The 15,666-nt window shown below is 38.9% G+C and carries 17 protein-coding genes; 4 read left to right on the forward strand and 13 right to left on the reverse strand.

The features are described from left to right. Nucleotides 1–24: 24 nt before the first annotated feature. From AB5706_RS17580 to AB5706_RS17625, 10 genes are all read right to left on the reverse strand, one after another. Nucleotides 25–222 carry a hypothetical protein gene (locus AB5706_RS17580; protein ID WP_144167542.1) on the reverse strand — a complete coding sequence of 66 codons (198 nt, stop codon included), beginning with the start codon at nucleotides 220–222 and terminating at the stop codon, nucleotides 25–27. Nucleotides 223–313: 91 nt separating this feature from the next. Then, nucleotides 314–508 (reverse strand): DUF6462 family protein, encoded by a 195-nt coding sequence (locus AB5706_RS17585; protein ID WP_117639540.1) that lies wholly within the window; start codon nucleotides 506–508, stop codon nucleotides 314–316. A 417-nt stretch (nucleotides 509–925) separates the two neighbouring features. Continuing rightward, nucleotides 926–1,177 (reverse strand): helix-turn-helix domain-containing protein, encoded by a 252-nt coding sequence (locus AB5706_RS17590; protein ID WP_144167540.1) that lies wholly within the window; start codon nucleotides 1,175–1,177, stop codon nucleotides 926–928. Then, complete coding sequence (locus tag AB5706_RS17595) at nucleotides 1,161–1,601, reverse strand: RNA polymerase sigma factor (RefSeq protein ID WP_144167538.1); 441 nt, start codon at nucleotides 1,599–1,601, stop codon at nucleotides 1,161–1,163. The genes AB5706_RS17590 and AB5706_RS17595 overlap by 17 nt, the downstream gene beginning before the upstream one ends. A 253-nt stretch (nucleotides 1,602–1,854) precedes the next feature. Further along, nucleotides 1,855–2,430 (reverse strand): accessory gene regulator ArgB-like protein, encoded by a 576-nt coding sequence (locus AB5706_RS17600; RefSeq protein ID WP_144167535.1) that lies wholly within the window; start codon nucleotides 2,428–2,430, stop codon nucleotides 1,855–1,857. 1 nt (nucleotide 2,431) lies between these two features. Beyond that, entirely contained in the window at nucleotides 2,432–2,581 is a 150-nt protein-coding gene (locus tag AB5706_RS17605) for a cyclic lactone autoinducer peptide (RefSeq protein WP_144167533.1), read from the reverse strand. A 143-nt stretch (nucleotides 2,582–2,724) separates the two neighbouring features. After that, nucleotides 2,725–3,120 carry a hypothetical protein gene (locus tag AB5706_RS17610; RefSeq protein WP_173770348.1) on the reverse strand — a complete coding sequence of 132 codons (396 nt, stop codon included), beginning with the start codon at nucleotides 3,118–3,120 and terminating at the stop codon, nucleotides 2,725–2,727. 122 nt (nucleotides 3,121–3,242) lie between these two features. Further along, nucleotides 3,243–4,559, reverse strand: coding sequence for a sensor histidine kinase (locus AB5706_RS17615; protein WP_144167530.1), 1,317 nt, complete (start codon nucleotides 4,557–4,559; stop codon nucleotides 3,243–3,245). Further along, nucleotides 4,546–5,274 (reverse strand): LytR/AlgR family response regulator transcription factor, encoded by a 729-nt coding sequence (locus AB5706_RS17620; RefSeq protein WP_144167528.1) that lies wholly within the window; start codon nucleotides 5,272–5,274, stop codon nucleotides 4,546–4,548. The genes AB5706_RS17615 and AB5706_RS17620 overlap by 14 nt, the downstream gene beginning before the upstream one ends. Before the next feature lie 6 nt (nucleotides 5,275–5,280). Continuing rightward, complete coding sequence (locus AB5706_RS17625; RefSeq protein ID WP_005337551.1) at nucleotides 5,281–5,655, reverse strand: helix-turn-helix domain-containing protein; 375 nt, start codon at nucleotides 5,653–5,655, stop codon at nucleotides 5,281–5,283. A 1,031-nt stretch (nucleotides 5,656–6,686) separates the two neighbouring features. Here AB5706_RS17625 and AB5706_RS17630 point away from each other — a divergent pair. The 4 genes from AB5706_RS17630 (at nucleotide 6,687) to AB5706_RS17645 (ending at nucleotide 10,622) form a co-directional block, all read left to right on the forward strand. After that, complete coding sequence (locus tag AB5706_RS17630; RefSeq protein WP_173770347.1) at nucleotides 6,687–7,190, forward strand: helix-turn-helix domain-containing protein; 504 nt, start codon at nucleotides 6,687–6,689, stop codon at nucleotides 7,188–7,190. A 678-nt stretch (nucleotides 7,191–7,868) separates the two neighbouring features. After that, nucleotides 7,869–8,261 carry a plasmid mobilization protein gene (locus tag AB5706_RS17635; RefSeq protein ID WP_144167512.1) on the forward strand — a complete coding sequence of 131 codons (393 nt, stop codon included), beginning with the start codon at nucleotides 7,869–7,871 and terminating at the stop codon, nucleotides 8,259–8,261. Beyond that, nucleotides 8,233–9,885 (forward strand): relaxase/mobilization nuclease domain-containing protein, encoded by a 1,653-nt coding sequence (locus AB5706_RS17640; protein WP_173770346.1) that lies wholly within the window; start codon nucleotides 8,233–8,235, stop codon nucleotides 9,883–9,885. The genes AB5706_RS17635 and AB5706_RS17640 overlap by 29 nt, the downstream gene beginning before the upstream one ends. Before the next feature lie 113 nt (nucleotides 9,886–9,998). Continuing rightward, the gene (locus AB5706_RS17645; protein WP_144167508.1) at nucleotides 9,999–10,622 is read left to right on the forward strand and encodes a type II toxin-antitoxin system PemK/MazF family toxin; all 624 of its coding nucleotides are present in this window, start codon (nucleotides 9,999–10,001) and stop codon (nucleotides 10,620–10,622) included. A gap of 230 nt (nucleotides 10,623–10,852) precedes the next feature. Here the strand turns inward: AB5706_RS17645 and AB5706_RS17650 are convergent, their stop codons facing one another. Genes AB5706_RS17650 through AB5706_RS17660 form a run of 3 tightly spaced genes read right to left on the reverse strand, consistent with a single transcriptional unit; the run spans nucleotide 10,853 to nucleotide 15,611 of the window. Continuing rightward, the gene (locus AB5706_RS17650) at nucleotides 10,853–11,689 is read right to left on the reverse strand and encodes a YodL domain-containing protein (protein ID WP_144167505.1); all 837 of its coding nucleotides are present in this window, start codon (nucleotides 11,687–11,689) and stop codon (nucleotides 10,853–10,855) included. Further along, complete coding sequence (locus AB5706_RS17655) at nucleotides 11,680–11,919, reverse strand: transposon-transfer assisting family protein (RefSeq protein ID WP_144167501.1); 240 nt, start codon at nucleotides 11,917–11,919, stop codon at nucleotides 11,680–11,682. The genes AB5706_RS17650 and AB5706_RS17655 overlap by 10 nt, the downstream gene beginning before the upstream one ends. After that, nucleotides 11,916–15,611, reverse strand: coding sequence for a DUF3849 domain-containing protein (locus AB5706_RS17660; RefSeq protein WP_243132395.1), 3,696 nt, complete (start codon nucleotides 15,609–15,611; stop codon nucleotides 11,916–11,918). Before AB5706_RS17660 ends, AB5706_RS17655 begins: the two co-directional genes overlap by 4 nt. Between the last annotated feature and the right edge of the window lie 55 nt (nucleotides 15,612–15,666).

Here is a 15,666-nt window from a genome sequence, read left to right on the forward strand (position 1 = left end):
TTCTCAAGGAAAGAATTTTCACACTTAGCTTCTTTGGGAATCTTCCATTGCATACTGCAAATCAATTCCTTTTTGTAGCACTTCTGTTACGGTCATGTCATGTTTGGACGCATATTCTCTAAGTTTTGTGGCTTCTTCCTCTGTCAGTTTCAATCCAATCAACGTATTTTTCGGATTCGCTGACTTTGGTCTTCCCATTTTAGCCACATCGTACACCTCCATCCATTTCTCCTTTATTATACTTTTGGTTTAACCGTAAGTCAAGTGTATTTTCCTTTTCTCTGAAAATCTTTCCTTATCAAAAATAATTCTTTTACTGCACCCGGAATGTTTCAAGATATTGATCAAAAATATCTAAGTCAACCAATACCATTCTGTCTATCTTCAAGATGGCTCCCGCATCCTTTGCTAATGTCTGAAATTTATTCATTCCCATACTGTACATTTCTGCACCCTCTTTATATCTGACTAACCTTTTCTTTTCCACTTTTTTTGTTGCTCTTTGCATATTCTTTTATTCCTTTTCTCTCTATATTAATATAAAAATTCTGCAGGCGGCTGTCGGGAAACAGCCTCATTGGAATCACACCATCTTTTCAGACCGGGCAGCCATCCCGGAAGTATCATTATCAGAAACAGTGTCTTCGCCACAAAGTTCCCACACTCTGCCTACAGCCAGATATGAATCGCTCATGTCAATTTCTCATAAACACGTATTCACGTACTCCAACCTTGCGACACGGTGTCGCAAAGTTACCATCATGACATTCATGGCGTATCCGCTGCCAGGCTATACTGTTTCATTTGTCCCGCAGAATAAAATATTCTGTTATCAAGGTGCAATTTATTTCTTAAAATCAACTTTTATACGTTAAATGTCTCCTATCAGAAGCCAGCAGAAAGGGATACTGGTTTCCAGTCATTCTTAACGTACTATTTTAAATTCTAAAATCGTTTTCAGCAGTTTCGCTTCTAATCTGTCACGCAGAGTTTTATCTACGCAGTAATGAACGTTTCCATATTCATCATACATTTTTCTGGTTGCCAGCTTTGCTATGTAGCCTTCATAATGTTTCATTACCGTATTAATTGCCATAACATTACCTGTTGTAGCATCCTCAATAATGCAAAATGGAAGCAGCCATTTTTCTTCTGTATTTTTATTTTTTACACTCACTTTTGTTTTCCTCCATTATCTGCTTCAGCAATTCCAATGAACGTGTCCGGTGCTCATGCACCGTACTTCTAACAAGATTCATTTTCCTTGCAATCGCAGCATCACTCATCTCCATAAAATATGACAGCAGAATTACTTCTCTTTTTCTATCCGTCAACGCATTCAATGCCTCTGCCAGTAAAGAACTTTTCACTTTCACATCATACTCACATGTTTTAAAAAAGTAGGATGTTTCATTATATTCATCCACTACTGACAGTTTCCCTGTCTGACATTCAGATAGTTCTGAAAACAATATTTCATGTTTTCTCCGATAATCCATATGCCTGTCATAATCTACCACTTCGCCATCCAGCGCCAGTTTGCACTTTCGATCAAACTGATGCCTGACCGTTGTTTCGTCATAGGAAGAAGATTGCTCCATAGAGTTCACCTCCTTCCCGATCGCAAGATATGAGCAAAGGTCTTTTCCCTTTCACCCATATCCCGTATGGAAAGTACGCGATGTTCGGGTCTGGAAGAATTTTTTTATCTTTATAATAAGAAACGCCTCCTGAGCCGAAGCCTAGCAGACGTTTTTCATTACCGAAACAGTGTTGCTTATAAAAAATAAACGATTCTTTTATCCTCAAATAAAATAAGCGGAAATAATAGATTTCGTCTACTATTCCCGCTTATTATCTCTTTTCTATTTTATACTTTACTACCCCAATATATTGTGAAATCAAAACTGCTGCCATTGTCACTGCAACCAAAGACACTATTGCATTCATCCCAGTAAGTGTACAAATCCCCGCAAACACATATATGCCCACAATAATTTTTACAGCTACCTTTCTGCAGTGTTTTTTTTCATCTGCATCAAGTTCCCGGTTAATGCTTTGTACCGGAGCCATATTCCAAATTAGAACACTGCTCAACACAATTATTCCCCACGCAAGATTTAAAGGTTGTGTATACAAACGATTAACAACCAGTACCAATGTCTGCACAGTAACAGAACACATAAAGCAGGCATCAAAGCTGTTTAGATGCACTCCACCAACAAAACTGCGCAACATCATAAAAATTCCTGTAACCACTGCAAATTCCGGAATCATATGCAAATATACCGCAATTCCAAAACAGGCCAAAAGACAGCTCAACATTTCAAGTCCTATTTGAAACCCATATTGGTATATTTCATATGATTCTTCTGGAACAGCACCGGATTTAACAATATAACTTGTCAGTTTTTCAGAAAAATATTTCATGTTACATCTTTTTCATTTTCCTCAGTGTTTCCGGCATTTTAGGCTGATGGAAGATATAGCAGCATGCACTATCCGCTGACATTTTTCCAAGTTTCAAAGATACGTTTGCTAATGCTTTAGCTGACTGTTTTTTTACATTTTTAGAATTCATAATCTGAATCTCCTTTCATTTGTTTCCTCTACACTACTACAAAAAAAACTGAATTTGTCTTTCTTGTAAAAAAAACGAGTGTTGATGTAACTTTTTCTATTTCCCTTTAAAAATAAAAAGTAGCGGCGACATTTATATCACTGCTACTTCTCTTTTAACCCGTATTTTCCTAAATACCAATTCCATCGGGCAACATCTTCTATTTTCTTTCTATACTCCTCTGAACTCTTGGCTATTTCTAAGTAGTCATAGGCGCCCGCCATTAACGTTGAAAAAATATTTTGCGGTGTTCCTTCTTCCATCAGCGTAAGGATTGGTATCCTTTGTCCCAGCCTCCCCTTTACCTGAACAATTGTTTTAAATGTACCTTTCTTAACCATTTCTTTATCAAAGTACATAATAACTATATCCGTATACGGATATAACTTTTTTTCCAAGGACTTATAAGTACACCATGTTAATTTATATCTTCCGTCTATTACACTATTTGTCAAATTAAAGATTTTCTCATCATCACTGAATAATAACACTTCCGTCATACCGCACCACCACAATACCATTCTAAAAAAATCATTCGCCATTTCCCCAAAATTATCTTTTTATTTTATATCTTTTTTCCATAATACAAAATATAATGCAATAATATCGACTGTTGATGTAATTATTCCTGCTTTCCATATAACACTACTCTGATTAAAAAACGATTTGCCACATCATCATCAATCGTAACCACTCCATGATATTTGGCAGCAATTCGATATACGGATGAGAGACCTACACCATGATTTTCCGCATCTGTTTTTGTAGACTTTAACCTTTTATCTTTCGTCTTTATAAGCACACCTTTGTAATTATTTTCCACAAATAGCAGCAGGTTATTTTTATCATATTTCATGTGAAGCCTAATGTACTTTTTACCCTCCGCTTTTTGTGCTGCCTCTACAGCATTTTCTAATAAATTGCCCAGTATCAGGCAAATATCCGCACCCCTAAACGGCATTTCCATAGGAATATTTAAATTTACGGAAAAGTCTATTCCCACTTTCTTTGCCTCAACATACCAATACCCAATCAATGAATCTATAACAATATTTCCACTGTTTGTAACTGTAGATGTCTTTATTCCACCTTCTTCCATTATCTCATTGACAAATCTAATAATTTTTTCATTATCTCCGTTTTCTGCATATGCAAGAATTGACACAAGGTTGTTTTTCATATTATGTCTCATATCTCTTAATCGAAGTATTGACAGTTCTCTCTCCTGCTGATGTCGTTCACACAAATCTAATTGTTGTTCATAGACAGAGGTCATTCTTCTTAGCTGCAGATCATCCGCCAATTTTATATAAATATAGAAAACAAGAACATTCACGCCTAACAAGATAACGGCAGTAACTGCAGATTGGATATTTGCACGATTACTATGGAGCTTATACCCAAGCATAAAGATATTATTCATAATATAAATGCTACCTATCGGAATCAATACAAGCATAAAACTATATCTCACTGGAAGCTCTTTAATTTCATCTTTTGTAAATACTCTCTTCAATGCCGTAATTGCAATCATAAATACAATTTTTGAAGTAAATGATCCTAACGTTCCTAATGCCTGAAGGTCTGTAAATTCACAACAGTACGTCAAAAGTATATTCCCGCTTATTGTTTCTATCAACATCCAGATTGCATTAAAGGCAATTGTAAAAATGCATTTGTTCCAAAACTTCCCCTCATAAATTTGAGCGACCGCAAACAATGTAGTGATAATAGTAACAATAATATTTCCATAAGCTGGCAGCAAATTCACGCTCGACATTTCAAATTGCCATGCCATAAATATAACCAATCCAATCATTGACAAAACTGTTCTTTTTCTTCTTTTTAAAAATATATCGAAATAATAAAAGAACAGATATACTGCAAATATGATAAACAATATATCCGTTCCATATGACAATGTCTTACTCATTGACATAAAATGTGTCCTCCATTGAGCAGTACTGCTCTCCGATTAATTTTCTTCTGTCTTCACTGATTGAAATTCTTTTGCCATTATCCATAACTACGAAATCATATGCCTGCCCTTCCACATGCTTATAATTTACAAGATATGACTGGTGAACACGTAAAAATGGCACTTTACTCTGTTTAAGGCTTTCCTCTATATTATTTAATTTTCCATATGCGACAAATGTATCTTTTTCCGTCACAATAGATACTTTACGCCTATTGCTTTCAAAATATAAAATCTCACGCATTGGTATTTTATGGTTCACCCTCTGATAGCTATACCGAAAATACGAATCTCCGCAATACACTTCTTCGTATGCTGATTTAAAACAAGTTTCAAACAACTTTTCACTTACTGGTTTCACAAGAAATCGAAACGGTCTAACTTCAAAAGACTCCTGCATATGATTTTCATGACTTGTGACATAAATAATAAGTGCGTTTTTATCATAAGTTCTAATTCTTTTAGCTGCCGAAATCCCATCTTCTTTATCCATTTCTATATCCAAATAGATCATGTCAAAATAAGTGCCCTGTGCAACCGCATCCGCAAGACTCTCTCCATTCCAAAACACTTCAATTTCAACATCCATAAAATTCCGCTTTGCTATCTCCTGTAGCAACATATCCATTCTTCCGGTTGTCTGAATATCATCATCACAAATTGCTATATTCAGCATCTTTCATCAACTCTCTTCTGTATTTTCCTTGTCTCTTTTACGTTTTTCACACGTTTTCTTAACCGTCTGCATAATTGACCATACCATTTCCTGATCATACTCATCTAAACCTTTATATATCTCGATAAGATCATAATAGGTGTCTAATGTCTTGTTCACTTTCATCTGTCCTTGCAAATCTCTCTTCACTTCTGAAACTCCCAGTAAATAATCCGTTGTCACATTAAAATATTCGGCTATCCTCTTTAACACATCCACTTTAATACACAACACATCTCTTTCATATTTACTAAGCATTTGTTGTGTAATTCCTAATTCAGAAGCCAAAATTTCCTGTATTAGTCCTCTGTTTTCACGAAGTTGTTTGATACGACTCTCCATAATTGGTTACCTCTTAAGCATATTATAAATATATGCTACCCTAAAGAGCTTCTTATGATACAAATAATAGCGGTATTCAATTACATTATTTTTATTTTATGGTTTTATTATCAAACATTGTGAACTTCCACTGATTTGTACAACTAAATATATAAATACCCCATAATTTCAAGCTTTTTGGGGAATATGGTGTAATTTTATTAATGCGTATTTACGACTACTGGTTCACCTATATTTCCACAGAAAATCCAGTATTTATGCTGGTAAATCGATTTTAGTCGTAAATTTACTGGAAGTTCACAATCCATCAGTTTGAGAACTGTATGAATAGATGTTGGGGTCAAAAGTCCCCAACAATGATGCCAACGGATTGTTTCGTGCTACGCACTCCCACAATCCTACCCGCTATTCGCATATCATGGTGCTTATGCCCCACTTTTATGCTCATATCGGGGCGGGTCTCAAGGTCATTCTACCACCAGTGTGCAAGCACACGTGCTTTCAGACCTTTTGACCCTGACATCATGAATATAGATTATCACAATATCTACTCAAAAAATTTTTCCGTGTAACTATTTCGTATGTTAAAGTAACTTTTATTTCAATAAGCTATAACGAATACATTGGAAGCCTCATGGAGCAGGGCGAAATTAAAAGGAACTCTCGCAAAATTTGATTGTTCTGGAAAGTGCTATACTTAGTTATGTTTCCGAAAAGAGGGTTTTCAAATAACAGTTTGTAAGGAATAACTCCGAGCAGGAATATTCAAAAGCACCCATACATAAACACACCATAGCGAGTACATAGATTTTATAAATGAAATAAATGAAATTTCAGATACTAGACTTGAACGATTCAAATACCTGAGATATAATATTGCTAATTGAATAGTAACAGCTATCCTCCTCTACTACTTTTTCTTAATTAAAGTCTGTGTAAAATGATTTTGACTATAGATGTAAAACAAACTTGATAGTATTTTTGCGGAAATGTGTTATTATAATGCTATAAAAAAGAAAGGAATATATACGATGCATATAAGCAAACGACTAAAAGAACTAAGAATTGAAAATAATTTTAGCCAAGAGAAACTTGCCGAGATTCTTAATGTTTCCAGACAAACAATTTCAAATTGGGAAAATGAAAGGAGCTATCCGGACGTTCATAATTTAATTATGCTATGTGACATTTATTCCGTTTCTTTGAATACCCTTATGAAAGGAGATATCGAAATAATGAAAAAAGAACTGTCGAACACAAACCCGCACAACTCCCCCAAAGATGCAATACAGCTTATTCAGAGCGGATTCGTTATGATTATCGGACTACTTGTTGCCGTAATTGGTCTTATTGTTTTACTAAATAATGGAAGTCCAATCTGGGGATATGGATTGATAATTACTGGTGCGATTCTTGCTTGTTTTTTTGCCTTTTACGCTGATTATCTTAAACGCAAAAACAAGATAAAGACATATAAAGAATTAACCGATTTTTACGATTATTCTATGAAGTTATTAACTAAAGAAAATCATTAAACAATTAATAAAGAGTCACAGAATATTTGTTCTTTTTGAATAGTACAGACGTCTTCAAATTGCTGAACGACCACCTGTACTGTAATTAGCAGGCAACCTGAGACTTCGTAGACGGTCAACAAAAGCCGTATTAAACAGACACATGTTCCAGCTATAAAAAAGATATCTTCTTGAAAAAGTAGATATCTTTTTTATTATTGAAGAACCATTATGGATTGCAAAAGAGTATTGAAACTTCACTACGTAATCACCTCAGCAACCTTGAAATCGCAGAAGTATGTAGCACTTGCAGCAGAATGCCAGTTAATACACTAATTTTGCAATGTCGCAGTTGGTAATACATTCTGAAAAGTCTATCGCATCTTACTCATATAAAGAGCCTTTCATGGTCCAAACACTGTTGTTTTCCGCACCTGAAAGGTTGCACTGTATGACCGGAATGACTACTCATAATCACTGTATAACATGCTCTTATTGTTATTTTTCCTATCGCTGAAACTAAAGCAAGATTCGCCCAAGTAACTCAAAACCCACTTTGTGGATTTTGGTTACGGGCAATCTTGATGGGGATTCCGTTTCCCCATTCCCTCGGTTTCTTACACAGCAAGCTGTGTTTTTCGGCTTCTATATAGAATATAGTCGCAGCGTGATGGTTTCCATCACGAGAAAGGATAAAACATGGCAAGACCAAAAAAGCAAAAGGAACTGAAACGAAATCATCACATCATGCTCCGTCTTAATGATACGGAATATGATATTGTCACAGAAAATGCCCAAACAGCTAATCTGCCTGTAGCGGAATATGCACGTAAGCAAGTGATGAACCAGCGTATTACGATGAAATATGAAGTAGTGGCTGATGTGCCGGAACTGAAAAAACTGATTTCTGAATTTGGAAAGATAGGCAGTAACCTGAACCAGATTGCAAAATATTTTAATCAGGGTGGAATCCATTCACAGGAAATGAGGGCAGCAATTAACCAGTGTATTACCGAACTTTATGAGATGAAATATAAAGTGACCAAAATGGCAGGAGTTTTTCATGGCGATACTGAAACACATAGCAAGTAAAAATGCCGATTACGGAGAGGCACAGCGGTATTTGATTTTTCAATATGATGAATCCACAAAGAAACCGCTGCTTGATGAGAACGGACATCTGCAGCCTCGTGAAGAATATTATCTGGACGGAATCAACTGTGATCCCTTTACCTTTGATACGGAATGTATGGAACTAAATGCAGCTTACCATAAAAACCAAAATTATAATGAAATTAAATCGCACCATTATATTCTCAGCTTTGATCCGAATGACAAGGATGAGCATGGATTAACAGGAGAACGTGCCCAACAGTTAGGTCTGGAATATGCAAAAAAGAATTTTCCCGGACATCAGGCTCTCGTCTGCACACATACAGACGGACACAATGGAAGTGGCAATATTCATGTACATATTGTAATCAACAGCCTGCGGAAATTTGATGTAGAACGTCAGGACTTTATGGAACGTCCCTGTGATTCCCTTGCAGGGAACAAACATCATCTAACAAAAAAATATCTGATTCATCTCAAGCAGGAAGTGATGGATATGTGCCGCCGGGAAAATCTGAATCAGGTGGATTTGCTGACTCCTGCCGAAAGGAAAATTACTGAAAAAGAATATTGGGCAAACCGCAAAGGGCAGGAAAAACTTGATACGAAAAATCAACGTATGATTGCCGATGGCGTCACTCCCCGTAATACTAAATTCCAGACACAGAAACAATTTTTACGGGACTCCATTGATAGTGCCGTTTCATCAGCGCATACTCTGGAAGAATTTCAAAAGATTCTTTCTGAAAAGTATGGGATACTTATAAAAGAAAGCAGAGGACGATTCAGTTATCTCCATCCGGAACGTACTAAACCGATTACCGGAAGAAATCTGGGAACCCATTATGAAAAGAATTATCTTCTGCAGGTAATAGGAAATAATGTAAAATGTCACGATGAAGAGGTTGTAACTCCCGTTCCGAAAGCCGCCATACCTGCACCGGAAATGTATGCTGCTCAAAATAGTTCCATTCCACATGAAACTGCGTTTGCCATTCTTTTTATAAAATCAGATTTACATTTGGTTACGGATTTGCAAAACTGTGTAAAAGCTCAGCAGAATGCCGCCTACGCCAGAAAAGTAAAACTGTCCAATCTGAAAGAAATGGCAAAAACGGTAGCCTATGTTCAGGAACATGGTTACGATTCTCTCGATGCTCTGGAAACTTCCTTTTCATCTGTAAAAGAGCATACAGACACTTTCCGAAAAAATCTAAAATCAACGGAAAGAGACTTACGGGAAATCAACGAACAGCTTCACTACACAGGACAGTACCTTGCGAATAAAGCTATCTATACTAAATTTTGTCAGAGTAAAAATAAGGGTGTTTTCCGTAAAGAGCATTCCGCTGAAATTGCACTTTATGAAACTGCCCGGAAATTCCTGAAGGAGAAATCCGGCAATATAAAACTCCCTTCTATGAAATTGCTGAAAGAAAAGAAAGAAGAATTGTTAAAACAGAAAAAGTCAGCCCAAGAGCAGTATCAATATTATCGAGATTATCAAAAAGAATTGAATACGGTTCGTTCTAATATAAATTCTATTCTAGGAAAAGAATATCCTCACCAAAAAACTCATACAAAAGAACAGACTCTCACGTAATATTGGAATTATACAATGCTTTCAGATACCTTGTTTCAAATGAGTTGCTCTTGATAATTCAGGTATAATATGGTATGTTGATTGAAAGAAATATGAGAAAAGGATAGAATTACATGAATATTGATCTGAATAAAGTACAAAGATTTTTAGACTGGCTCAAAACACAGCTCTATTTAGATACGTTGGTTGTAAACGCAAGCAGACGAGTTGTAAAACGTGGACAAGTATATCGTTGCAATTTCGGTATGGGGATCGGAAGTGAAATGCAAAAAGAACGACCTGCTGTTATTGTACAAAATAGCATCGGAAATTTAAAATCTGGGAATACTATCGTGATTCCCATTACACATGATACAAGCACTTTACCTTGTGTTGCTGTCATTACCACACAATATGAAGCAGATGGTACAACTACCAAACTGGACGGACAGGCAAATGCCTCAAATATCATGTGTGTAAGTAAATCCCGTTTGGGTACATATATCTGTGATTTACCTGCCAGTGATATGAAGAAAGTTGACGAAGCTCTTGCAAAAACAATGGGGCTGATTGGTTACTATGCAGACTTAAATAAAAAGCTTTCTGATAAACTTACATATATTTCCAAAATTAAAGCAGAACGAAATACTGCACAAGATACATTAAAAGAAATTTATTCTGTTTTGGGTCTTGAAGAAACAGGCGATACAACCGAATTACTGGATTATTTAAAAAACCATATTGACACAAAACAATAAATCATGTACTATATAAGTACAAAGAAATCCCTTTCCGGTGTGTTGGGGACATTACCAAATTTTCAAAGGAAAGGGACTCAGGGTGAGTTCCTTTTTGCTACATATTTTATTTTTAATTAACATATGATAAGAACACAAAGTAGCTTTGGATCGGATATCCAAAGTTTTACCGGAGAAGGGAATCCGTTGAACGGTTTTCCCTTCTCTGTTTTTATAAAACGTTACAACCTTTATTTCCGTCTGCGCTCCATATCTTCCGCCACTGCCATCTGCGGTACTTCCTTTCCGCTTCGTTTTGCAATCTCTGCCTGTTTTTGGTGCAGCTTTACCAATACCGATGTCCTGGTCTTTTTCGGAGGCATATTGTTCCGTCTGCCGTCAATCATATTGTAGTTTTGTTCTTCACTGATTTCCGAACTGCGGAGATATTCCCCATTTTCCATATACTTCTGCCAGTTTTCAAGCGGCGGCTTTTCCTCTGGCTTCTGCACAGGCTTTGGCGGGTGCAGATACTCTCTGATCTGCTGCTTTGCGTTCTCATCAAAGCCGTTCCGGTTATCCTCCGCCACAATTTTCCCTTCTGCATCCAGTATCACATAGGCAGCATTCCTGCCGTATTCCATATGTTCCATAAGAAAAAATTCCCTGCCGTCTATAATCAGGGTGTCCAGCACCAGCCAGCTTCCTGCTTTGCCTTCAATATGAAAATTCGTAGTTTCAAAGGTAAGCAGCGCCCCGGATGAGCCAATGCGGATAAAACCTGCAATGACGGTAAAACCTTCTTTTTCTACATAGTAAGCGGTAATCTCGCCCTCTCGGTTCAAAACCAGCACATCACTGACACTGAGGGAATGACCGTCGAAGCTTTTCGGTATTTTCTTTTGCAGGCGTTCTCTTATGTTTTCGGGAGTATCCTGCCGCTGCATTTTGCCAAGATACACCTCCCTGTAATATTCGTACCGCACCTGAATCCCGCTTTGCTGCAGTTTTTCATAAGACCGGAAACGCATCTGTCTCGTCTCCGGCCCGTTTTTTAACTGATATACCGCAAACTGGTTTATATCCATTCCTTATCCTCCAAAAGTTCTGTCAAATACGGGGTTAAATCCATTTTGGAAAATTCCTCCTCTGTCAGATGTTCCATCTTCTCCAATGTCCCCTTTACAAGAGCAGTCATCTCTGTATCATGCTTCAAAAACGGAAGTATCTTTTTCATCTCTTCCTTCGTCTGTTCGCAAGTATCCTCCTGACAAATCGCCATAAGAAGGCATTCATCCTGTTCAAATTTTTTCATCATAATTCCGGTTCTCCTTTTCTGCGTCCCTGTGTTTTCTGTTCTGTCTGTCCTGTCTCCTGCGCTTTCAGCTTCGCCTGCCGTTCCCTGAGCGCCTGTAAGACAGACTGTTTCTTCCCTTTACCCTTGGCTGTCTGTATGTCCGCTTTCGGTGCTTTTTCAGCCGTTTTCTCCAGCTCCAAAGGCTTTTCTTTTTCCGGTTCCGTCAGTTCCTTCTCTTTCCATTTATCTAAAATTTTCTCCATATCCACGATAGCCTGCTGTACCAGCGGACTGTCCCGGTAATGCGGGATTTCATTAATAAATTCCGTCTGCATTTTTCCCGCCGTCATCAGTTCATATGTCCCGTCATAGATACTGCCGTCCTCCAGACGGAAACCAATCCCTTTGATCCCGTTCATCCGGTCTGCCGGGATGGTCTGGTACAGTTCTGCCGCTTCCTGAAGGCTCAAATCTTCATGATATTCTCCAAGAATGTGAAACTCTGTACACTCTGCCACATAAAAGCTGATTTTGGGTTCCGGTTCTTTTCCATCAGAAGCAGATAAGGAATGTCTCGCTTCTTCTATCTCTTCCTGTGCCGCTTTTTCTGTTTTCTCCTGCAGTTCTTCACAGTCTATACGTGTACAGTCCTCCAGCGCATAACCCTCTTCTGCAAGAAGATCCCCCGCAGCTTCCTCGATTGTCATATCATCGCTGTCCTCATAAATGCCGCCGTCTATCTCCCGGTAATCCATACCATAAAATGTATAATCATAACCGCCTTCTGTATCCTGGATAAACAAAAATCGGTCTTCCGCCTGATATGCAAGTTCTGTCTCCTGACCAGAAAGATTCCATATATCATTTTGTCCCATTTCCTGTTCATGGTTCATCTCCTGCCCTGCTTTACGGAACAAATTTACAAATCCATCCAATACTGCCGGATGGCTGTTTACAATATAATCTGCATTCAAGTCTGTTCCCCTGCTGACATTCTCCGGTATTTGAATCGTTTCTGCCCATGCTTTATTGTCTCTGGAATATCTGCCGTCATAAGAATGCTTCTGTATCGTGTTTGCAAGCACAAAGGAAATTCTCTCTGCACCATATGCCTCCAATACCTTTTCTGCAGTTTCCTGTGCAAGATGCATCCCATCAAAATTTTCCTTAATTGCTTCTTCAATGGCATTTTTACAGTCTAAATTCAGCTTTCTGGAATCCAGATAATCATCCGCAGCGCCATGTTCCATCGCATAGGATAATGTGTGAGGATAAACGGGCGGATAATTTTTCTCCAAAGATGTACCCTGTTCGCTCTCCGGGTGTTCCGGTTCCCACGTCATCCCTTTTTCCGCAAGATACTCCTGAATTGCTTCCATTGCACCCTTATCAAAACCATTCTCCAATTCCTGCGCCACCAGTTCGCCGTCTGCATTGACAATGACAGCCGCAACCGAATCACCATATTCATTGTTTTTCATAAGATAAAATATCTCATCCTTGATTTCCCGTACATCAGCGGTATGCCAAAGACCGTCATGCTGCTCAATCTCAATTCCGGAAGTATCCAGTGTTACAGCGGAATCTTCTCTTTTATGGTTCATTTTTACTTCATGCTGACGCTGCAGGATAAAGTCCGGTAATTCTGCAAATCCCATACTGTCCACATAATATGCCTTTGCACTGCCCCCGTTTGTCAAAACAACTACATCACTGACAGAAAGTGAATGTCCCTCATATCCTGCCGGATGGTTGATATTAAACCGTTCATACAGTCCCTCTAGAGTTTCTCCTTCTGACAGCTTTCCTCCATAGACCAGACGGTAATCTTCTGCATTTATTTTTAAATTATGGGCAGTCACAAAATCCATTCCCATAAAACGGTAATCTCTTCCTTTTTCAGAATCACCAAGCTGATAAATGGCATACCGCTCTTCCTTACCGGACAGATATAGATTTTCATTTGCCCGTCCGATGGCATTTTCCATTTTTTCCTGTTCTATGTTCAGGTCTATGGCATTCATTTTTTCCTGATACTCCGCAAGTGTCACCATCTCGCCTGTGAAATTCAGTTCATCTCCAAGCCGGAAATATCCCTGTTCTGGGAGGGAAAGCGGAACTGCTGTGAGAATGGTTGCGGCATGATTGACCATTACCTGTTTTTCTATGGTAAGCGGATAACCGGGATCATAATCTGCCCCTCGTAGTTCATAGCGGTGCAATCCCTCCGGGACAGCTTCCCCGGCTACACGTTCATTTATAAAAAGTGCCGGGACATCAAACAATTCTACTTCCTGATACTTTTGTTCCTTTTCCGGCATTCCGCTTTCTTCTCTGACTGCTTCCCTCCTGTGGTACTTCTCCCACACTGCCTTTTCTATCCCGAAAAGACCGTCATGCGTATCAAGTTCTCCTTCATCATCCAGCATTGCCTCCGTATCATCCGGATACAGGGCGAATATCTCAAAACCTTCCTGAAACAATTCATGTGCCCTCTCCCTTTCAACCGGAAGCATTCCCTCATTCTGATAGCCATAACGATGCAGTTCCGTCATTCCCACCATGCCATCAGGGAGAAACTCGATTTCTTTTTGTATATCCCGGCAGATTTCTGTGGCGGAACGAAGATCTGGAATCGCCTTTGCCTCCGCCAGTTTTCGGATAAGTTTCTCCGTTTCCTCTGCATTGTCAAACTTATACGCATAATTGACCAGCAGATTTCTCTCTTCGCCGCTAAAAAGTGTCCGTTCCTGTTCTACCCTGTCTATCAGTATTTCTGCCTGCTTCATGGCAGACAGTGACAGTTCCGGTTGTTCCCGCATAAGCCGCTGTATCACTTCTGTCATGCTGTCAATAAAAGAACCTGCCGTTTTCCGTATCGTATCCATCGAGGTACGCAGCTCTTTCATATCCATGCTGCTGCTCCATCCGGCAATGTAAGGAAAAGAATAATCCGAAGTATCCAAACCAAAATACTGGCAGACTGTATAGGCAACACTTTCCGCTTCTACTTCCTTTGTCATCTGGTTCTTTTTCTCTCCCTGTTCTTCCATAAAATCCCGGTCATGCAGCATCGCATGGGTAACCTCATGGATGCCTGTTTTCATTGTCTGACTCTCGCTCATACCGTTTTGGATAACAATTTCTTTCTCCGTATTACTGTAATATCCCTTTGCCCCACTGCTGATTTCATCGAAACGTACAGGCACAGGAGACACTTCCTGCACCGCTTTCATAAAAACTTTAAAGTTTTCGACACTCCCCATCAGTTCCGGCGTCTCCAGTTCCGGAAGCGGCTCTCCATCCGTCTGTGAGATGTCAAAGACACTGGCCACACGAAACCGTGGAATCACAATTTCCACCTCTTCTGTTTCCGGCTGTCCGTCAAACCGCAGCACAGGTTCCTGTGTTTCCGGATCAATCTTTTCCACTTCCTGCTTCTCCCGGATAGGTGCAGGTGCGATAATCTGGATTGCCTTCTCCCCTCGCCGCACCTGCCGCTTGAACTTCTTCTGCCATGCCTGATACCCGGCTACCAGTGTGGCGTCTGGTTTCTGCATGGCAATCAAAAGTGTATTGTTAAAACTATAATTATGGAATTGGGACATGGTTCGGAGATATTCTGTATACATTTCTGATGTAAACAGTTCTTTCACTCCCTGTTCCAGCTGTTCTGTGATTTCTTTCATCTGCAGTTCCCTTTTTTCTGCCATAAATCTCCTTTCCAAAAATCCCGTCTCCGATTTGATTTTTCGGGACGGGATTCTC

The sequence above is a fragment of the Ruminococcus sp. RTP21484sp1_RTP21277st1_D2_RTP21277_210401 genome (genome assembly GCF_040924225.1).
GTDB classification, from domain to species: domain Bacteria; phylum Bacillota; class Clostridia; order Lachnospirales; family Lachnospiraceae; genus Blautia_A; species Blautia_A faecis.

Coding starts and splice junctions, on each gene's coding strand:
- AB5706_RS17580 (WP_144167542.1), bottom strand. CDS start 222: ATGGAGGTGTACGATGTGGCTAAAATGGGAAGACCAAAGTCAGCGAAT.
- AB5706_RS17585 (WP_117639540.1), bottom strand. CDS start 508: ATGCAAAGAGCAACAAAAAAAGTGGAAAAGAAAAGGTTAGTCAGATAT.
- AB5706_RS17595 (WP_144167538.1), bottom strand. CDS start 1,601: ATGGAGCAATCTTCTTCCTATGACGAAACAACGGTCAGGCATCAGTTT.
- AB5706_RS17600 (WP_144167535.1), bottom strand. CDS start 2,430: ATGAAATATTTTTCTGAAAAACTGACAAGTTATATTGTTAAATCCGGT.
- AB5706_RS17605 (WP_144167533.1), bottom strand. CDS start 2,581: ATGAATTCTAAAAATGTAAAAAAACAGTCAGCTAAAGCATTAGCAAAC.
- AB5706_RS17610 (WP_173770348.1), bottom strand. CDS start 3,120: ATGACGGAAGTGTTATTATTCAGTGATGATGAGAAAATCTTTAATTTG.
- AB5706_RS17615 (WP_144167530.1), bottom strand. CDS start 4,559: ATGTCAATGAGTAAGACATTGTCATATGGAACGGATATATTGTTTATC.
- AB5706_RS17620 (WP_144167528.1), bottom strand. CDS start 5,274: ATGCTGAATATAGCAATTTGTGATGATGATATTCAGACAACCGGAAGA.
- AB5706_RS17625 (WP_005337551.1), bottom strand. CDS start 5,655: ATGGAGAGTCGTATCAAACAACTTCGTGAAAACAGAGGACTAATACAG.
- AB5706_RS17630 (WP_173770347.1), top strand. CDS start 6,687: ATGCATATAAGCAAACGACTAAAAGAACTAAGAATTGAAAATAATTTT.
- AB5706_RS17635 (WP_144167512.1), top strand. CDS start 7,869: ATGGCAAGACCAAAAAAGCAAAAGGAACTGAAACGAAATCATCACATC.
- AB5706_RS17640 (WP_173770346.1), top strand. CDS start 8,233: ATGGCGATACTGAAACACATAGCAAGTAAAAATGCCGATTACGGAGAG.
- AB5706_RS17645 (WP_144167508.1), top strand. CDS start 9,999: ATGAATATTGATCTGAATAAAGTACAAAGATTTTTAGACTGGCTCAAA.
- AB5706_RS17650 (WP_144167505.1), bottom strand. CDS start 11,689: ATGGATATAAACCAGTTTGCGGTATATCAGTTAAAAAACGGGCCGGAG.
- AB5706_RS17655 (WP_144167501.1), bottom strand. CDS start 11,919: ATGATGAAAAAATTTGAACAGGATGAATGCCTTCTTATGGCGATTTGT.
- AB5706_RS17660 (WP_243132395.1), bottom strand. CDS start 15,611: ATGGCAGAAAAAAGGGAACTGCAGATGAAAGAAATCACAGAACAGCTG.